The organism is Acinetobacter sp. PW68 (assembly GCF_020982655.1).
Classification (GTDB): domain Bacteria; phylum Pseudomonadota; class Gammaproteobacteria; order Pseudomonadales; family Moraxellaceae; genus Acinetobacter; species Acinetobacter towneri_A.
Map to the genome: position 1 here is coordinate 615,695 of NZ_JAHZSX010000001.1, position 20,205 is coordinate 635,899.

16 protein-coding genes are annotated in these 20,205 nt (G+C 42.5%); 7 read left to right on the plus strand and 9 right to left on the minus strand.

The annotated features are described in order from the left end of the window. Nucleotides 1-2 precede the first annotated feature (2 nt). Nucleotides 3-2,897 (minus strand): valine--tRNA ligase, encoded by a 2,895-nt coding sequence (locus tag K1T76_RS02860; protein WP_230244040.1) that lies wholly within the window; start codon nucleotides 2,895-2,897, stop codon nucleotides 3-5. Between the two features lie 252 nt (nucleotides 2,898-3,149). Between K1T76_RS02860 and K1T76_RS02865 the strand changes: the two genes are divergently transcribed. Together K1T76_RS02865 and K1T76_RS02870 are read left to right on the plus strand one after the other, a co-directional pair. Continuing rightward, the gene (locus K1T76_RS02865; protein ID WP_230244041.1) at nucleotides 3,150-3,818 is read left to right on the plus strand and encodes a hypothetical protein; all 669 of its coding nucleotides are present in this window, start codon (nucleotides 3,150-3,152) and stop codon (nucleotides 3,816-3,818) included. Between the two features lie 41 nt (nucleotides 3,819-3,859). Next, entirely contained in the window at nucleotides 3,860-4,666 is an 807-nt protein-coding gene (locus K1T76_RS02870) for an SDR family NAD(P)-dependent oxidoreductase (protein WP_230244042.1), read from the plus strand. A 192-nt stretch (nucleotides 4,667-4,858) separates the two neighbouring features. On the opposite strand, the gene K1T76_RS02875 is transcribed toward K1T76_RS02870, so the two are convergent. The 8 genes from K1T76_RS02875 to sdsA all read right to left on the minus strand — a co-directional run bounded on the left by K1T76_RS02875 (nucleotide 4,859) and on the right by sdsA (nucleotide 15,546). Beyond that, nucleotides 4,859-5,293 (minus strand): YbjQ family protein, encoded by a 435-nt coding sequence (locus tag K1T76_RS02875; protein ID WP_230244043.1) that lies wholly within the window; start codon nucleotides 5,291-5,293, stop codon nucleotides 4,859-4,861. 31 nt (nucleotides 5,294-5,324) lie between these two features. Next, entirely contained in the window at nucleotides 5,325-5,681 is a 357-nt protein-coding gene (locus tag K1T76_RS02880; RefSeq protein WP_019837046.1) for a YbjQ family protein, read from the minus strand. Nucleotides 5,682-5,822: 141 nt separating this feature from the next. Continuing rightward, nucleotides 5,823-7,268 carry a multidrug efflux RND transporter AdeIJK outer membrane channel subunit AdeK gene (gene adeK, locus K1T76_RS02885; protein ID WP_230245610.1) on the minus strand — a complete coding sequence of 482 codons (1,446 nt, stop codon included), beginning with the start codon at nucleotides 7,266-7,268 and terminating at the stop codon, nucleotides 5,823-5,825. Then, entirely contained in the window at nucleotides 7,268-10,447 is a 3,180-nt protein-coding gene (locus tag K1T76_RS02890; RefSeq protein WP_230244044.1) for an efflux RND transporter permease subunit, read from the minus strand. The genes adeK and K1T76_RS02890 overlap by 1 nt, the downstream gene beginning before the upstream one ends. A gap of 13 nt (nucleotides 10,448-10,460) precedes the next feature. Further along, on the minus strand, nucleotides 10,461-11,723 hold the full coding sequence (locus K1T76_RS02895) for an efflux RND transporter periplasmic adaptor subunit (protein WP_019837049.1): 1,263 nt from the start codon (nucleotides 11,721-11,723) through the stop codon (nucleotides 10,461-10,463). 21 nt (nucleotides 11,724-11,744) lie between these two features. Further along, nucleotides 11,745-12,362 (minus strand): phosphatase PAP2 family protein, encoded by a 618-nt coding sequence (locus K1T76_RS02900; RefSeq protein ID WP_230244045.1) that lies wholly within the window; start codon nucleotides 12,360-12,362, stop codon nucleotides 11,745-11,747. Nucleotides 12,363-12,495: 133 nt separating this feature from the next. Further along, entirely contained in the window at nucleotides 12,496-14,556 is a 2,061-nt protein-coding gene (locus K1T76_RS02905; protein ID WP_230244046.1) for a site-specific recombinase, read from the minus strand. Nucleotides 14,557-14,568: 12 nt separating this feature from the next. Further along, nucleotides 14,569-15,546: an All-trans-nonaprenyl-diphosphate synthase gene (gene sdsA / locus K1T76_RS02910; RefSeq protein ID WP_230244047.1), complete on the minus strand. Its 978-nt coding sequence runs from the start codon at nucleotides 15,544-15,546 to the stop codon at nucleotides 14,569-14,571. Between the two features lie 471 nt (nucleotides 15,547-16,017). On the opposite strand from sdsA, the gene rplU reads away from it, so the two are divergent. From rplU to serS, 5 genes are all read left to right on the plus strand, one after another. Continuing rightward, nucleotides 16,018-16,329 (plus strand): 50S ribosomal protein L21, encoded by a 312-nt coding sequence (gene rplU, locus K1T76_RS02915; RefSeq protein ID WP_004972275.1) that lies wholly within the window; start codon nucleotides 16,018-16,020, stop codon nucleotides 16,327-16,329. A gap of 19 nt (nucleotides 16,330-16,348) precedes the next feature. Beyond that, entirely contained in the window at nucleotides 16,349-16,603 is a 255-nt protein-coding gene (gene rpmA / locus K1T76_RS02920) for a 50S ribosomal protein L27 (RefSeq protein WP_004760935.1), read from the plus strand. Between the two features lie 230 nt (nucleotides 16,604-16,833). Next, nucleotides 16,834-17,532 carry an outer membrane lipoprotein chaperone LolA gene (gene lolA, locus K1T76_RS02925; protein ID WP_019837053.1) on the plus strand — a complete coding sequence of 233 codons (699 nt, stop codon included), beginning with the start codon at nucleotides 16,834-16,836 and terminating at the stop codon, nucleotides 17,530-17,532. Nucleotides 17,533-17,987: 455 nt separating this feature from the next. Further along, entirely contained in the window at nucleotides 17,988-18,785 is a 798-nt protein-coding gene (locus K1T76_RS02930) for an RsiV family protein (RefSeq protein ID WP_230244048.1), read from the plus strand. 120 nt (nucleotides 18,786-18,905) lie between these two features. Beyond that, nucleotides 18,906-20,177 carry a serine--tRNA ligase gene (serS, locus tag K1T76_RS02935; RefSeq protein ID WP_019837055.1) on the plus strand — a complete coding sequence of 424 codons (1,272 nt, stop codon included), beginning with the start codon at nucleotides 18,906-18,908 and terminating at the stop codon, nucleotides 20,175-20,177. The last annotated feature ends 28 nt before the right edge of the window (nucleotides 20,178-20,205 follow it).

Consider the following 20,205-nt stretch of genomic DNA (forward strand, 5'->3'; position numbering starts at 1 on the left):
CATTAAAGCGCCGCAATCTGCTCCATATTCGCTTTAATTTTCGCTAATTGATTAGCAAACTCAGCAAGTTTGGCTTTCTCACCTTCAACCACAGCAGCAGGGGCTTTTGCCACAAAACCTTCATTGCTAAGTTTAGTTGCAATTTGGTCATGCTGCTTTTGAACCTTGTCTAAGTCTTTTTGTAGGCGACCTAATTCTGCTTTCGGGTCAATTAAGCCCTTCATTGGAACGTAAACAGATACGTGACCCACTACAGAAGAAGAAGACAATGGCGGTTGTTCACCATCTGCCAAGAAGGTAATACTCTCAACTTTCGCCAATGCTTTAAACAACGGCTCAATACGAGAAATTTGTGCTTTTTCTGCTTCAGTCGTGTTCTGTAAAAGCACAGGCAATAAACGTGCATTACCTAGACCCATTTCACCACGAATGTTACGTACCGCACCAATCAAACCTTGAAGCCATTGCATATCTGCTTCGGCTTGTTCGTTGATTTTGGCTTCATCTGCAACAGGGTAGTTTGCCAACATAATGGTTTCGCCACCCAAGCCAATCATTGGCGCAAGGGTTTGCCAAATTTCTTCAGTCAAGTACGGCATGATTGGATGAGCAAGACGTAAAGAGGCTTCCATCACCGCAAGCAATACACGACGCACTTCGGCTTTGCGTTCTTCAGAAACAGACTCATCATTCAGAACCGGTTTGGTCAGCTCTACATACCAGTCACAGTATTCATTCCAGATAAAGTCATAAATCGCTTGCGCAGCCAAGTCTAAACGATACGTTGCAAACGCTTGATGAACAGCTTGTTCTGCCTTTTGTAAACGGCTCACAATCCACTGCTCAGGCAATTCCCAAAGGTCTTGACGTGCTTCTTGACCAACCGTTTGACCTTCAACATTCATCAATACAAAACGAGTTGCATTCCAAATTTTGTTGGCAAAGTTACGGTAACCTTCCACCCGTTTCATATCAAACTTGATGTCACGACCCGTGTTTGCCAATGCACAGAAGGTAAAACGAACCGCGTCTGTACCGTAAGCCTGAATTCCTTCTGGGAATTCTTTGCGGGTCGATTTTTCAATTTTTGCCGCTTGTTTCGGGTTCATCAAACCTGTGGTACGTTTTTGTACTAAAGTTTCAAGATCAACACCATCAATCAAGTCTAATGGGTCAAGTACGTTGCCCTTAGACTTCGACATTTTTTGACCTTCGCTGTCACGTACCAAACCATGTACATACACAGTTTTGAACGGCACTTGTGGCGTACCATCTTCATTTTTCATGAAGTGCATGGTCAGCATGATCATGCGGGCAACCCAGAAAAAGATGATGTCAAAACCCGTGACCAATACATCTGTTGGATGGAAGGTGTTTAAGAAGTAGTTGGCTTTGTCTTTTTCAGCATCGCCTGTCCAGCCTAAAGTTGAGAATGTCCACAGACCTGATGAGAACCATGTATCGAGTACGTCTTCGTCTTGGTTCAATTCAACGTCAGCGGGGATGTTGTTTTTCGCACGAACTTCTGCTTCGTCACGACCAACGAATACATTACCTTCAGCATCATACCAAGCGGGAATACGGTGCCCCCACCACAATTGACGCGAAATACACCAATCTTGAATGTTGTTCATCCACGCCATGTACATATTGCTGTACTGCTCAGGCACGAACTTGATGCGACCATCTTTCACTGCTTCAATTGCAGGCTGCGCCAACGGTGCAATTTTGACATACCATTGGTCGGTCAATAATGGCTCAACAATCACGCCTGAACGGTCACCGCGAGGTGGTTTTAGCGTGTATGGTTGGATCTGATCTAACCAGCCTTCAGCTTCCGCTTGCTCAATCAGTTTCTTACGTGCTTCAAAACGCTCTAAACCAATGTAGTCTGCAGGTGCAGCAATGGTTTTAGAAATTTGCTCGCCCGCTTTTGCGATGTACTCAAACTCAGCCAATACTTCCGCATTTTTATTGAAGATGTTGATGATTGGCAATTCGCAGCGTTTACCCACTTCATAGTCATTGAAGTCGTGTGCAGGCGTGATTTTCACACAGCCAGTACCAAATTCTTTATCCACATATTCATCTTTAACGATTGGAATGGCACGACCTGTAATTGGCAGGATGATGTTTTGACCAACAAGGTGCGAGTAACGCTCATCATCAAGCGCAACCGCAACCGCTGTATCACCTAACAATGTTTCAGGACGAGTGGTTGCCACCACAATATGATCTTTACCATCGTGTGTGCGAAGCGATTTATCTTCAAAGAAATATTTGAAGTGCCACAATGAACCTTGTTCTTCTTTATCAGACTCAACTTCTAGGTCAGAAAGGGCAGTTTGTAATTTTGGATCCCAGTTTACAAGGCGTTTACCACGGTAAATTAAACCTTCTTCATGCAGTTTCACGAAAACTTCTTTCACTGCATTCGATAAGCCTTCATCCATGGTGAAGCGTTCACGTGACCAATCTACTGAGGAACCTAAACGACGGATTTGACGAGTGATGTTACCGCCAGATTGTTCTTTCCATTCCCAGACTTTTTCGATGAATTTTTCACGACCTAAGTCATGGCGGCTGATATTTTGCGCGCCCAATTGACGCTCTACTACCATTTGTGTGGCAATACCCGCGTGGTCTGTACCCGGTTGCCATAAGGTATTTTTGCCTGACATACGGTTAAAGCGTGTAAGGGCATCCATAATGGCGTTGTTAAAACCATGACCCATGTGCAAGCTACCTGTGACGTTTGGCGGCGGAATCATGATACAGAATGATTCGCCTTTTTCTGACGGCTTGAAATAGCCGTTGTCTTCCCAAGTCTTGTACCATTTTTTCTCGATCTCGGTAGGATCGTAGGTTGTAGCAATATTTTGCGCTGAATCAGTCATAGTAAGAACAGGTTAAAAGTGAATAAAAAATTGCAACTATTGTAGCAAAAAAATGGCCCGCTAAGCGAGATTCAACTCAGCCAAACTTATCGCAATTGGCATGTCGGTAAACTCATCGTATGATGGACGTCAAGTATGATAAAAACTGCAAGTTCTCCGTTGCCTGCAACACTGTTTTAAACTAGGTTTAAGCAACGGTTTTTAGAAATAGATGAAAACACATCAATACGGTCAAAATAGGCAAGTTCAGTTATGACTTATGCTGTATCTTTAGAATTAAAACCAGACACATATCAAAGATTTCAACGCATTCATCAACAACTCAATGCGGGTGAATTGGAGAGTTTATCTAAAGCTTTGGGGGCGGTACTGACCGATATTTCTTGTGAAATTATTGAGCAGCTTTTTGGTGAAATGTCACGTTCTAGCCATTCACTAGATGGTGAGTCTGAAAAAATTATTCAGCAAGTCATACAAACCATGCAAAAATATATGCCATGGTCGGTATCGTTTTTTGGCAATCAACGTTTAACACCTATGGTGAATTATCTGGCAAGCATGATGGATCAGCAGGAAGAGCAAGCTTTTGTGACTTATCCTGTCGATAGTATTGTTATGAAAGAAACTTTGGGTTGCATTGAGCAAATTCGGCAGGGCAACAGTGCATGCATTGCGCCTGCATTTAAAGGGTTTGCTCAAATTATTGATCAGGGCGTAGGTTATTTAATTCGCGATCCGAAAAAAATGCTGAAATTTAATGTAGTGGTCGATAAAACTTTAAACGGTGTGATTCATTTGACTACACAACTGGGGTATAAACGCTTAGAAAAAATGGGTGCGCAATTCGATTTAGAAAGTGCAGAAATATATTTAAACCATTTTCTTGGGTTTTTACAGCATCCTGAAAAGCCTAAGACTTAAATGTTGATGACATAAATTTTTCAATAACGCGGACAAAGGGTATGGCAAAACGGGAAAACTTGGAACATAAAGTGGTGTGGATTACTGGTGCATCTTCTGGCATTGGTAAGGCATTGGCAAAAGAGTGTGCTTTACAAGGAGCCCAAGTGATTTTAACCGCACGTCGTTATGAAGAACTTGAAAAAGTACGCATGAGTTTGCTGAATCCTGAACGTCATCTTTCTATACGTGCAGACATTACCAATGAAAGTCAGGTGTTACATGCCTATGAGCAAGTTTTGGCACGTAAAGGACGCATTGACTGGCTAATCAATAATGCAGGTTTAAGTCAGCGCGCTTTAATTGCTGATACCTCTATGCAAACCGAACGCACCATTATGGAAGTGGACTATTTTTCTCAGGTCTTTCTGACCAAAACTGTATTGCCGACCTTTTTGCAGCAAAAACATGGCCGCATTATTTTTGTGTCTAGTGTTGCGGCCTTATTGGGCACGCAATATCGCGCGTCATATTCTGCAGCGAAAAGTGCCATTCACATGTGGGCGAATAGTTTGCGCGCAGAAGTAGCAGAGCAGGGCGTACAGGTTTCAGTTGTATTCCCTGGTTTTGTAAATACCAATGTGTCTTTTAATGCGTTGAATGGTGAAGGCAAACCACAAGGACATCAAGATGAAGCCATTGAAAATGGTTTAGATGCCGATGTTTTTGCTAAAGACACTGTTAAAGCACTCATGGCAGGCGATGAATATATTGTGGTCGGGGGCGCTAAAGAAAAATTGGGCGTGTGGGTGTCGCGTTTATCGCCAAGTGTTTTATATAAAATGATTCGTAAAACTAAAGTGAAGTAACTTGTTTATTGATATGTGAAATTAAAGAAGTGTTTCTGCCTAACCCTCATCTGCGCTTTGTTTTAACCAGTATTTTAAAACTTGCTCAGGAGAGGGAATTTTGATTGTTAGACTTCCTCATCCACAAAAGTACATGATACTTCTTCTCATCCGTAAGATAAGAAGTGTCACTTTCTAAGGAGAGGGATAACATTATTTCTGAACCGCCGTTCCATAAGCAAAAACTTCGACCATACCGCCTTGCATACTCAATTCTGTGGTGCTTAAACGCAGCCCCATAATATGATTTGCGCCCTTTTTTTCAGCTTCTAATTTTAAACGGACGATTGCTTCTCGACGCGCACGCTCGACAATACTTTCATAACTGCTCAAACGCCCGCCAAAGAAGTTCTGAATATTGGCAATCACAAACTTAAAATAATCGTGAGAAATGACCACATTACTATGTATCAATTGCCCAAAATTGGGACTGGTCTGGAAGCGGTTATTATCAATTTGAATATAGCTTAAACGCAGTTCTTGTTCGGCTAAATATTTGAAATGCTTGCGTTCGTTGTGTCGGCCAAAACCAAAACCTACGGCAAATAAAATCGCAAAGACAACAATTTGCAGAATTAAATTATCCATGTGATGTTATTCCTGTCCAATAATCTTTGCTTTAATGTGATGCTGGAAATGGGTCTGGAAGTTTAGGAATATCTGCTTCGACCACCACCGCTGTACCATAAACAAATAATTCCGAAGCACCTTGGGCAATATTTGAGGTAGAAAAGCGAATCCCGACAATGGCATTGGCACCTAAACCACGTGCTTTAGCAATCATACGATCCATTGCTTCTTGGCGTGATTCTTCTAGTAATTCGGTATAAGCCGTTAATTCACCACCGACAATATTTTTGAGTCCTGCCAACAAGTCACGCCCCACATGCTTACTGCGTACGGTGCTGCCATAGACCACATCAATTTGCCGTGAAATACGATGACCCGGTACAGATTCAAGATTACTGAGCAACATAAGATTCTAATATTTAAAAACAAGACGTATTGAAGATATGAAATGTATTGGCAAAAAGCAATAAAAAAAGCCCACCGAAGTGAGCTGATTTAGTCTTTGTGTCTGAGCTGTTAAGCAGCAAATTTAGGTAGACGCAAAGGCTTATTGCGCTTTACGTTCTGCCGATGATGCAGGTTGCGAAGTGGCATCTGAAGTATTGGCTTTTACACCGCCACCCAAAGATTTATACAACTCCACCTGATTGTTCAAATTGGCTTGTTCCAACAACAATAAACCTTGTTCTGCTGCATAAGATGTACGCTGTGCATCCAACACGGTTAAATAGTTATCTATGCCTGCGCGGAAACGTGCATTAGACAATTTGTAAGTAGTATTGGTCGCATCAACCAAGCGTTTTTGTGCCGCTAAACGATCACCAATATTTTGACGAACTGCTAAGGCATCATTTACTTCACGGAACGCAGACTGAATTGATTTTTCATAGTCTGCCAAAGCAATTTGCTGATCCGTTTCAGAAATTTTGATGTTGGCTTGGCGTGTGCCCCAATCAAAAATTGGCAAGTCGATGCTCGGGCCCACTGCCCAAACAAAACTGCCTGATTTAAACAAATCACTCAAGTCAGTTGACGCATAGCCTGCATTGCCCGTAAGGCTAATGCTTGGGAATAAACGAGCTTTTGCTGCGCCGATATTGGCACCCGCAGCCGATAGTCGATATTCTGCAGTACGAATATCAGGACGGTTATTTAGCAAGTCACTAGGTAAGCCTGCGCCAATTGCGGTATTGTTAGTAATACGTGTTACACGCTGCGTTGGCAATAACGTACTTGGAACTTGTTCGCCCACCAACAAGTTTAGTAAGTTCTGTGCCTGAGCCACTTGGGTTTTATAGTTGGCAACGTCATTACGTGCTGTTTCTACCGAAATTTGTGCTTGGCGCACAGGTACTTCGCTGTCGATACCCACATCAAAACGCTTTTTGTTCAGATTGTAAGATTCAAGCTGAGCTTTTAAAGTTTGATCTGCCAGTTTCAAATTGGCATTGGCAAACGAGTAGTTGAGCCATGCTTGTGCGACCTGACCAATCAGAGAAATTTGTGTGGCATCACGCGAGCTTTGAGTTGCCAAGAAATTATCTAAGGCATTGTCTTTTAGGCTGCGTACACGACCCCAAAAATCCAGTTCGTAGGCAGTCACACCTAAACCAACGTTATAGCGTGTGTGAGTTCCTAAAGCAGTACCTTGATCTTGACGTAGTACGCCACCGCTAGCACCAATTGTGGGTAACTGGTTGTTTTCGGTAATTTGATAGGCTTGTTGGGCACGTTGGATATTCAGCGTCGCTGTGCGTAAATCACGGTTATTGTTTAATGCCATATCTAAGACTTGTAATAAGCGTTGATCGGCAAAGAAATCTTTATAACCTTGTTCAGCCACAGAAATACCCGATGCAGCAGCAGTATAGCTGCTTGGAATACTTGCCTGAGCGACGGGCTCTGGCCCACGCATACTTTGACAAGCTGTCAAAGCAAGCGCGAGGGCAGAAACCGCAATACCACGGCCTGTATGCGACCATAAGTTTTGCATCACGATACATGCTCCTGATGATTTTGTTGTTTTGGTTTGTATTTAAAGATACTTCTAATCCAGACATAGAATACAGGAATAAAGAAGATACCTAACAAGGTTGAGCTAATCACACCACCTAAAACACCATAACCGACCGAGTGTTGGCTACCTGCACCCGCACCTGATGAAAGTGCAAGCGGCAATACACCAAAACCAAAGGCCAACGTGGTCATAATGATTGGACGTAAACGCATTTTTGCAGCATGCAAAGTGGCTTCAAACAGGTCTTCACCTTTTTCTTGTAGCTCTTTGGCAAATTCCACAATCAAAATCGCGTTTTTAGCAGATAAACCAATCACGGCAATAATTGCCACTTGGAAGTAAATGTTGTTGGATAGGTTCGGGTTTTTGAACAAAATCATACCACTGAAGGTGAGCAATAATGCTCCGACAATACCCAACGGTACCACCAACAGCACCGAAAATGGAATAGACCAACTTTCATACAAGGCTGCCAAACATAAGAATACAATCAGTAATGACAGTGCATAGAGGAATGGTGCCTGATCGCCCGATTCACGTTCTTCAAGCGATAAACCTGTCCATTCATAATCAAAGCCGTTTAAGCCCATAGAAGGTAGTTTTGCGACAATTTCTTCCATTGCTTGCATGGCTTCACCAGAGCTGACACCTGGCGCAGGTGAACCCTGAATGTTCTTGGCAGATACGCCGTTATAGCGTTCCAAACGCGGTGAACCATAAGTCCATTCACCTGTTGCAAAGGCAGAGAATGGCACCATATCACCACTATTGTTGCGGACATACCACTTGTTCAGGTCTTCAGGCATCATGCGTGAGTCTGATTCAGCTTGAACATAGACTTTTTTCACACGACCACGGTCAATAAAATCATTGATGTACGAACCACCCCAAGCCATGCTCATGGTGCTGTTGATTTCAGCAATGCTGACACCTGCCGCACCTGCTTGCGCTTGGTCAATAATAATACGGTACTGTGGCGTATCTTCCTGACCATTTGGACGCACCCCCATTAAGCGTGGGTCTTTCGCTGCTTCACCCAAGACAATATTACGTGCCATGGTGAGTTTTTCGTGACCATTGCCCGCAGCATCTTTCAGTTGTAAGTTAAAGCCTGAGCTGACCCCTAATTCTGGCATCGCAGGAAGCTGTAATGGCATGATGTAAGTGGCATCTTTCACAATCATGTTCAGTGCCATACCACGCTGGATGATTGCACCGACTTGTGATTCAGGGCTCGTACGCTCACTCCAGTCTTTTAGCTTAATGAATGCCATACCTGCGTTTTGACCAATCCCTGTAAAAGAGAAGCCCGAAACACTAAATACCGACTCCACATGCTCTTTTTCATTTTCTCTGAAAAAGTTGCTCATGCTGGTCATGGTGGCTTCAGTACGTTCCAGAGTTGCATTTGGCGGGAGTTGTACCAATGTCATCACCACCCCCTGATCTTCATCAGGTAAGAATGATGATGGTAGTTTTTGGAACAATAACACAATAATGCCCAGTACCACTGCATATAAAACCCCCGAGAAGATTTTATGATGCGTCATGCGGTTAACACCGCCTTGATACTTAACCGAGAGCTTATCAAAACTGCGGTTAAACCAGCGGAAGAAACGCGCAAAAATACCGTTGCTTTCAGGTTTGTTTGGATCGTGCTGTTTGAGAATCGTGGCACACAGGGCAGGGGTAAAGGTCAACGCCACCACCAGTGACAACACCATTGCAGTCACAAGAGTAATAGAGAATTGACGATAAATAACGCCTGTTGTTCCACCAAAGAATGCCATAGGTATAAATACTGCAGACAATACCGATGTAATCCCGATCAGTGCGCCTGAAATCTGTTTCATTGACTTTTCAGTCGCCGCTACAGGGTCAAGATGTTCTTCGACCATGACACGTTCTACGTTTTCCACCACAACAATTGCGTCATCAACCAATAAACCAATCGCCAGTACCATGGCAAACATGGTCAGAGTGTTAATCGTGAAGCCAAACATATTGATCACGGCAAAAGTACCCAGTACTACCACAGGTACGGCCATAGTTGGAATAATTGTGGCACGCCAATTCTGTAAGAATAGGAACATCACAATAAAGACCAAAATGATCGCTTCAATTAAAGTTTTAACAACACTCTTAATCGAAAGTTCAATGAATGGTGTGGTATCAAAGGCCAATTCATCCTTTAAACCTGTAGGGTAGTTTGGACGTAATTGTTTGAGGCGTTCTTCGACAGCTGCAGCAGTATCGAGGGCGTTAGCACCTGTAGACAATTTAATTGCGACACCGCCTGCAGGCTTACCGTTGTATTTAGAAATAAACTGATAGTTGTCTGCACCAAGTTCAATTCGTGCGACATCACCCAAGCGCACTTGAGCGCCCGAAGCGGTATTTTTTAGGAAAATATTGCTAAATTGTTCAGGTGTTTGCAGCAAGCTTTGCGCAGTAACCGTCGCATTCAAAGCTTGACCTTGAATTGAAGGTGCGCCGCCCAATTGACCTACCGCAACCTGTGCGTTTTGGGTGCGAATGGCTTGAGCAATATCACTTGGTGTGACTTGCAAACTTGCCATTTTGGCAGGATCCATCCAAATACGCATAGCGTATGAGCCACCAAAGACTTGCACTTCACCCACACCTGCAACACGGCTCAGCGGTTCAGAAATGTTAGAGTTAACATAGTCTTTAATGTCATCGGCAGAAAGGCTTTCATCAGGTGAGTAAAAAGCGAGAACCTGTAAGAAGCTTGCGCCTGATTTGGTGACTTTTACGCCCTGACGTTGCACATCATCAGGCAACAGCGCCGTAGCAGATTGTAATTTATTCTGTACTTGAACCTGTGCAATATCTGGGTCGATGCCTTGTTCAAAGTTTAATGTAATCGATGCAGAACCATTACCCGCACTGTTGGATGAAATATAGCGCAGTCCATCCAAGCCGTTCATTTGCTGTTCAATGATTTGTGTTACCGTGTTTTCCACAGTTTCAGCAGATGCACCCGGATAGGTTGCAGCAATGGTGACCGTTGGCGGTGCAATGGTCGGATATTGGGCAATTGGCATATTGGTGAGGGTAATAATCCCCGCCAACATGATCACCAATGAAATCACCCATGCAAAAATGGGGCGATGAATAAAAAAGTGAGCCATTAACGTCTACTCCTTATGTATTTGAAGTAGTTTTTGGTTCAGTGGCTTGGGCTTCTGAGGCTGGTTTTGCATCACCCGATTTTGCTGGTGCAGCAGGTGCGGCTTGTGGAGCAGCGCCTTGAGGTTGATACGGCTTAGCAACCACTTGCTGATCAGCTTTTACTTTAGCAACACCGTCTACAATCACTTTATCGCCGGTTTGCAGACCTTCAGTCACAATCCAGTTGCTGCCTTGCGTACCAACTGTGGTTACAGGGCGCGGTTCAACGATACCTTTAGCATTCACAATCATCGCCATTGCCTGACCAGTAGGTGTACGGCTAATCGCAGCTTGTGGAATTAAGATCGCGTTAGGAATTACACCTTGCACAATTTGCGCAGTGGCAAACATACCAGGCAACAATAAGTGATTTGAATTAGGGAACACGGCGCGTAATGTCACCGTGCCTGTTTCTGGGTTCACACTGGCATCAGAAAAAGCCAAACGACCTTCAACAGGGTAGTAGCTACCATCTTCAAGTTTTAACTTCACTTTGGTGTTGTTGCTGCTGTTTAAACTGCCCTGACTCAGTTGCTGACGTAAGCGAAGTAATTCTGCACTAGACTGATTGATGTCTACATAAATTGGATCTAAGCGCTGAATAGTCACTAAGGGTTCCGCTTGACTCGCCGTAACCAGTGCACCTGCAGTTACCGTAGAGCGGTTAGTTTGCCCTGAAATTGGTGCGCGTACAGTCGAATAACCTAAGTTAATTTCGGCATTTCGTACTTCTGCTTGAGTCGCAGCAACATCGGCTTCGGCAAGTTTGACCTGTGCCACAATGTCATCATATTCTTGTTTAGAAATGGCATTGCTACCCACCAGTTGGCGGTAACGACCTTCTTTAACCCGCAACACATTCAGTTGTGCTTGTTGACGGGTGAGTGCTGCACGGCTACTGTCTAAACTGGCACGGTTGGTGCGCGAGTCAATTTCATAAAGTGCCTGACCTTCGCGTACGTAGCTGCCTTCAGTAAATAAGCGTTTCAGAACCACACCACTCGTTTGTGGGCGAACTTCTGAAATTTCAAAGGCTGTGGTACGTCCTGACAGTTCTACAGACTGTTCCACACTTTGTGGCTGTGCCACTAGTACACCAACCTCAGTCGGTGGCATTTGCTGAGCTGCACCTGTTTGCTGTGCATCTTTTGGATCTTTGCTACAACCCACAAGCGCTAAACTTGTGGCTAATGCGCAAGCAGTCAGGGCGGGTGCCCAAAGCTTTGCAGACATCATTCTTTCACCTCTATTAGATTTTTATCTAAACTTATGTATTGGTTTGTCTTGCAGATAATGAGCGCAAAACAGATACCATAATGTGATCCAAATAAAACTTATGCTCCAACCGGAGAGGACATCTGAAGGATAGTGCACTCCCAAATACACACGGGAAATGCCCATCAGCAACATCCATAACCATGCACACACAGATAAATTTTTATGTGCTGGATGTTGCAAACTCAGGTAAATCACCAAACAACCTAAAGTTGCAGCATAAAAACTATGGCCACTAGGAAATGAATCGCCAAAAGTTTCCACCAAATGCAATGCTTCAGGCGGGCGGGGTCGCGCGAATAGGTATTTGAGCAGCCACGACAGCGCAATACTTACGACCAGTCCTACACTGATAAAAACAATTTTTGCGTATTTTTTATACCATGCCAAATAGAAAAAGCATAGGCATGTTAAAAATAATACAAATGGCAAGCCCCCTAATACAGAAAGTGTGATTGCCAATTGATTCAAATGTGCGGTGCGTTGAGTACTTACAAACTCCACAATGGCAAAATCAACCTGTTGCCAACTTGGAATATTTAGCACTAAAACACTGATTATAAATAGTAAACCACCGAGATAAAGCAGTATTTTGGGCATGCTGAAATCCCTGAAAGTTTAACCGATTTACGCACGGTTCATGAATGGAATAAAGTGTACTAGTCAGTACACTTTATTTCAAGCCAATATAAACAAGAAGATTTTTTTACTTGTTGCGCAGCTTAAATCTACACTAAATTTTATCATTCTGATCAGTATTTGAGGATGAATCATCATCTACAGTTAAGGGTTGTTTCGGTGGCCAAAAGAAATCACTCGGACGGGTTAAAAAGTGAGTCATCACTAATTTTGCCAGAGGTTTCCACTGTTCAAAACGCACCCGACGTGCACGTAATGCCACGATAATGGTTAAACTAAAACTGACAAATAAGTTTGTTAAACCAATCAGCAGCACCCCTAAGAATGACACAATAATCAGGCCAATTTCAGGTGAGCCATTAATATTCATTAAACCCTGAATAAAGTTGGCAGAAGCGAAGGCAATATGGCGAATATCAATAGGTAAACCCAAAATATATCCCAGTGTAGCGGTACTACCGAGCATAATCCCGAACAGGAAGTTACCTGCTAAAGCCCCTAAGTTTCGTTCTATATAGGTGGCAAATGTATTGAGACGTTCTTGTCCGAGTAACTTTTTTAAATGCAGATGAGCTTTTAGGCGTGGCCCGACTTTACGGTATACGGCCATGTTATCGAAATAACCCGCAATCAAACCAGACAGAAATAAAAATACCCCGGCAATGGCTGCATGCGGAATGGCAAGTGACGTAAACGGATTTAAGTCGTGTAGCAAATGGGATGCTTTGGCGTGTGACATCAACGGTTCATTTAACATGGCATCCCAACTAAACGCAATTAAGGCTGCAACTGGAATTGCAATCGAAATATTGCCCAAAATAGCGACGAATTGCGTACGGATAATATTAATAATTAAGGCTGCAAGTTCGGCGATTTGCGCCATCTTAGAGCCTTTGCGGTGTTGAACCGTCGAGGCGAGTGCTGCTGCTGTCATTGCGGGTTGTTTAGTGGCAACGGTAAAGTGCAAGACATGAATTAGCATAAAACCAAATGAATAAATCATGCTGTTGATGATAGCCTGCATCATCGGGGCAAGGACTAAACGCGAGGCGAGGGTTTTTAAAGTCGCCATTATGGCAATTAAAACACCTGCACCTGCTGCAGCTTTATACATGCCCCAAAAGCCATCTTTATCGGTACTAACATAATGCTCACCCGTTTTACTGGCATTTTCAGTAACTTGTAAGGCAATTAACTCACTATTTTCTGCAAGCAAGGAACGTACACTGCGTTCGCTATACAACGCCGAAGTTACATCTACAAGTAACTGTCCTGCGGAAACATAAGCGACATTGTCTTGCGCCACGATTAAATTTAGCAACAGCTCAATGCGCTCTAAACATTGTTCCAGTAAAGACAATAAATAGGTCAGGCTGATACTGACGCCAGTACGTTTAGTCGCACGACGAATTTTACTGCTGACATCATGACATTGGTCAATCATTACCAAAGCTTGAGAGGCATCGGGTGGTTGAATGGCACTGATTTGATCGTGTTGCTGATCGGCAACTTTATAAAGCTGAATAAATTCGTTGATTTCACGGTTTTGTGCCAAAAAAGGTGAATCATATTCACTCAGTTCAGGGTAGGCATTAATAAATTCAGGATACAAACCAATGCCACTGACCCGATACGACAACACTGTCAGGGCTTTAATAATTTCACTGCGGATCAGGCGTTTTTGCGTTTGTCCACCATGTCCGCGATTCAGCAAAGTAAACAATTGCTGCCATTCGGCATCTTCAATATTGTCGAGCCAGTATTTGTCACTGCGTAGTGGAAAAACCCGACGGACTAAATCTTGCAGTTGGCTTTCATCATGAATCAGCGGTAAAAAATGTGCGCCTAAACGTTGAAATAACTGATTCCAAAAGCCATCGAGCGATAAAATACCCGTGTCGGCAAATAAACTGGTTTGTTTGTATTGATTGATTAGACGTAAAACAAAATGTTGCAAGGTTGAGCTGGCATCAGGCGTTAGCAGAAGTGCTTGCAAAAAAGCCTGAAACTTTTCATGGGTTTCTTCTAAATCTTGAGTGTCAGTTGGACGGATACGATTGACCAGTTCAATCAGCAGACTTTCATCCAGAACAGCTTTGGGTGTATCTAGCTGTTCTTGCATTTTTCTAAGTAAATCGTTGAGTTTTATATGCATAAGCTGCTTAAATTATTGAATGCGATGTAAAGCCATTAAGGCTAAATTCTTTAAAGCCTGACGAGACTCTGAATCTGGCAATGCTTCTAAAGCGTTAATTGCGGCTTTAGTTTCTTCTGTGGCACGTTGGCGGCAATAATCGAGAGCGCCAGAGGACTGCACAATGGCAATGACCTGATCGAGGTCTGAAGTACCACCTGTCGCAATACTGCGACGAATAATTTGATGTTGTTCGCCAGTGGTATTTCTTAATGCAGAGATTAAAGGCAAAGTGGGTTTGCCTTCCATTAAATCATCGCCAATATTTTTACCTAATGTTTCAGCGTCTGACGTGTAATCTAAAATATCATCAATAATTTGGAAGGCATTGCCAAAGTGTCCTGCAAATAAGCGCAACGGCTCACGGTACTGTGGCGTGCCTGTTAAAATTGCTGCACCTTCGGTGGCAAGTTCAAATAAACGTGAAGTTTTGCCGTGAATAATGTCTAAATAAATTTGTTCTGTGGTGTCAGGTTGATGCTGTGCCTGTAATTGCATAACTTCACCTTCGGCAATTTGACAAGTGCCTGTTGAAAAGTCTTTCAGCAACACCAAATCGTTTAAGTCGACCAATAGGTCAAAGGCGCGGGAAATTAAAAAGTCACCGACTAAAACTGCTGTTTGGTTATTCCAAGTTGCATTGGCAGTAGGCCGACCACGACGTAAGCCAGACTCATCCACCACATCATCATGTACCAAAGTTGCTGTATGCAGCATTTCAATGATCGCAGCCAGTTTGCGTTGACGTTCTAAATCTTCTGCGCCACAAGCTTTGGCCGCAAGTAGACACATAATTGGACGCATCCGCTTACCGCCAGCTTCGACCACATGCTTGCTGACTGCCATCACCAACGCGACTTTAGAGGTAATCCCTTCATTAATAAATGTATCCATCGCAGCAAAATCAGAAGCAACAGGGGCGAGAATGTCTTGCTTAAAGTCGATGGTCATGTGAAGAGAAACCTCAATAATATTGAATGACAACGTAATTGAATCAGTTGTAACGTATCTTAGGGTTAAGAAAACTGCTTAAGTCTGCGAAAATAACACAATGAATGCAATAGTTAGTCAACTGTCAAATGCTGTAATTGTTAATTCTACTTGAAAACGAAGTCAATAACTTTATGGGTAAATTCAGATGTTTGCTTAACTTGGTATGATTTTAACAAGCCAGGCAGTTTACGCCAACACAATCTGTCTATATTAATTGATCCTTTGAAGATGAATAAGGCGGCAAAAGTCATTAACGTGGCTGGGTATTAAATAATCAACCTTGTTGTGCGATAATTGCCGTTAAATGGCTTGTTGTTTGTGTCAATATGGCTTAAAATCCTTGCCCTTGAATAACCCCCAGTGGCGTTCGTTTTAAGATCGATATATCCCTTTATCGGCACGACGACACGGGCATGTTTGGAGTACATTATGTACGCAGTAATCCAAAGCGGTGGTAAACAGCACCGTGTTGTTGAGGGTGAAACCCTTAAAGTTGAATTATTGAAAGCTGAAACTGGCGCAACTATTACGTTTGATGACGTATTAATGGTTGTAAACGGTGACAACGTTCAAATCGGTGCTCCAGTTGTTGCTGGCGCTAAAGTAACTGCAGAAGTGGTTGGTCATGGTCGTCACGACAAAATCCGTATTGTTAAAATGCGTCGTCGTAAACACTACCGTAAGCAACAAGGTCACCGTCAATGGTTTACCGAGTTGAAAATTACTGGTATTGCAGGCTAATCACTAGGAGTAAATAGACATGGCAACTAAAAAAGCCGGTGGATCGACTAAGAACGGTCGTGATTCGAATCCTAAGATGTTAGGTGTTAAAGTTTACGGTGGTCAAACTGTAACTGCTGGTAACATCATCGTTCGTCAACGTGGTACAGAATTCCACGCTGGTGCAAACGTAGGTATGGGCCGCGACCATACTTTATTTGCTACTGCTGACGGCGTAGTAAAATTCGAAGTGAAAGGTCAATTTGGCCGTCGCTACGTATCTGTTGAAGCGTAAGCTGAAATAGTGAAAAAACCCACAAGTGATTGTGGGTTTTTTTATGTCTATACGATGGAGAGTTAGGGTCAAAAGATAAATTTTAGTTCTTCATCATGATGGATAAATTTCTACATTTTATATTAATAAGCATACAAAACTTCTTATTTTCTATCATATTAGCGCCAGAAATTGGTTTAAGATGGGACATCCAAAACATTGCGATTGAGCAAATATAAAAAGGTGAATCTATGAATATGCTTCGTAAAACGATGTGTGCTGTGGCATTGGGTGCAACCACTTTAGCGCCAATCATGAGTACTACAGTGTTTGCTGCGCCAGTGGCAGCATCGGAGCAACAAGCGACAGCAAATCTTGTTAAACAATTGAATGGCATTAAAAGTTTTACTGCCAACTTTGAGCAAACTACAAAAGTTAGCAACAATGGTAAGGCTTTGCCAAACCGTGGTTTATCGGCACAACACATGAACCAGAATTTTAAAGGGGTTATGAAAGTTGAACGTCCGGGTAAATTCTTTTGGGAAACCACCAGTCCAGCCAAACAGACAATTGTGACCACAGGTAAAACCGTATGGATTTATGATCCAGACTTACAGCAAGCGGTACGTCAAAGCCTAGATGATCAAGTGGCAAATACACCTGCATTGTTGCTTTCGGGCAATACCAATCAAATCATGCAGTCGTATCGTGTGACCCAGCCGAATAAGTCAAAAACCTATTACACTTTATACCCAAAAAGTGATGATGGTGTATTTCAGAGTTTAACCATTAGTTTTGGTGCACGTAACGCGCCAACTTTAATGATTCTGCAGGATTCATTGGGTCAAACCACGCATGTGCGTTTTAACAATGTGAAAGTCAATGCCAATATTCCTGCATCGACCTTTAACTTCACGCCGCCAAAAGGCACGGACATTATTGATCAATAACTGAATGTTTTTATACGTTCTTTTAAAGCATAATTTGCTATCCCTTTCTAGCCTTCTTCCACAGGGAGAAGGTTTACAGCTTCAGCATAGCGGAAATTTATTTGAGCAGCTTCTCGAAGAAATCCACAATTTCTGTGGATAAATCTTGGGATAATTCACATTTTGCTGTAAGCAGGATATAGACTGAGTCATCAAAGATCATTATTATGCATTAATGAAGTGCTGATAGCATTTTGATTTATAATAAAAAATAAAAATAATTACGCAAAAATCTGATCAGAAATTTTAAGCAACTTTATCACCCGATTATTCCGTTACACAACTGCTCTAGGATTGAACAGTATGAGTTATCTATAGTCTTGACTAATTCAATTGAAGAAATTTTATCGTAAAATTTATGTATGTTTGCATTTCTAATCATTAGACTATGTGAATCGTGGCTGAGGGGGAATTTAATGCAATATTTAAAATCACAGGTGTTTTTGGGTGCTGTCACTTTAAGTTCAGTATTGTTGTTGACTGCATGTCAGCCAAAGAGTGAGGCAACTTCTAAAGCCGAAACAGAGCAAGCTGCGTCTGCATCTGTCACAGCCGATATTCCTCTGATTCAAGCTAAAGTGGTGGCACTAAAATTGCCACAGCAGCAAATTTGTGATGAAGAAGGTTGTACTGCTTACGATATTCAGACGGTAAAAACCAATGTAGCGTGGATTGATGAATATTTTATGCAGCGCCTGCAAAAGGCAGACCCAATTGCATTTTCCAAGGCTGCAGCATCAACTGAAACGCCAAAAGTAGAAGAAACTGATCCTATGCGGCTGAGTCAGAGTTCAAGCTATGTGCGTTATATCGGGCAACATGCCAATTTAGCGACGTTTAGTTTGCAAAGCTACAGTTACCCTGCGGGTGCAGCACATGGTATTCATCACCAAGAATTTGTGACTCTTGATTTAAAACAGAAAAAGCGTTTGGCGCTGCAAGATATTATGCTGCCCAATACGGAAGCTAAAATGACCGAAGAATTGTTTAACCATAATTATAACTGGCTAGACGAACATGATATTTCCCTTGAAAAATTTAAACTGAGCGATAATTTTTATTATGGTGCCAATGGTTTGGTCTTTGTCTATCCCTTGTATGAATTGGCATCTTATGCAGAAGGTATGCCTGAATTGATTCTGCCTTATTATGCGACGGAGAAATTAATTAAGCCTGAATATTTGCCAAGTTTGCCACAGTATCCGAGCCAATAAAATTGCACAAAAATACGCAGAGATTGCTGTAATAAGGTGCAGCTGTGAATCGGGTTACTGTATTTTTTAACTCGAAGCGCTTACACTATAGCCAGTTTTTTTCTTATTCCAAGATTGGCTATGATTGACCCGAAATTACTCAGAAATAATATTGAGGCTGTAAATTTAGCCTTGGCAAAACGTGGTGTGCAGTTAGATGTGGCAGAGTGGGCAGCACTTGAAGCACGTCGTAAAGAATTGCAATCTAAAACCGAAGCCTTACAGGCAGAACGTAATTCGGGTGCCAAACAAGTCGGTCAGATTAAAAAAGCAGGTGGCGATGCTTCTGAAATTATGGCACGTATGGCTGCCATTGGAGATGAAATTAAAACTGCTGAAGTGGCTTTGGCAGAATTGCAAGATGAGTTAGAAGCTAAATTGCTGTCTATTCCAAACTTGCCCGATGAGTCCGTGCCAGAAGGTAAAGATGAAGCTGATAATGTAGAAGTATTGAAATGGGGTACACCACGCCAGTTTGATTTTGAAATTAAAGATCATACCGATCTTGGCGAAATGATGGGTGGTTTGGAATTTGAAACTGCAACCAAATTAACAGGTTCTCGTTTTAGTGTTCTGAAAGGACCATTGGCGCGTTTACAACGTGCGATTACACAGTTCATGTTAGATACGCATACTGTTCAGAATGGTTATACCGAAGCGTATGTACCGTATTTGGTTAATGCAGATTCATTGCGTGGTACAGGTCAACTGCCTAAATTTGAAGAAGATTTGTTCAAATTACAAGGTGAAAAAGAATATTATTTGATTCCAACTGCCGAAGTTCCTGTCACCAACTTTGTTCGAGATGAAATCATTGACCCTGAACGCTTGCCATTAAAATATGCCGCGCATACACCTTGTTTCCGCAGCGAAGCAGGTTCTTATGGTCGCGATACTCGTGGTTTGATTCGTCAACATCAGTTCGATAAGGTCGAAATGGTGCAAATTTCAAAACCAGAGCACTCAATGCAGGCGCTTGAAGAACTAACTGCACATGCAGAGGGCATTTTGCAGGCATTAGGCTTACCATATCGTAAAATTTTGCTCTGTGGTGGTGATATGGGTTTTGGTGCAACCAAAACTTATGACTTAGAAGTATGGGTGCCAAGCCAAAATACCTATCGTGAAATCTCAAGTTGCTCAAACATGGGAGATTTCCAAGCACGACGTATGAAAGCACGCTACCGCGTAGATCAGAAGAAGATCGAATTGGTGCATACGTTGAATGGTTCAGGTTTAGCTGTAGGTCGTACTTTACTTGCAGTGATGGAAAACTATCAACGTGCTGATGGTTCAATCGAAATTCCTGAAGTGTTACGTCCATATATGGGCGGTATTAGTCATATAGACTAAAATGCATCGAATTTGTGCATGGTTTTTG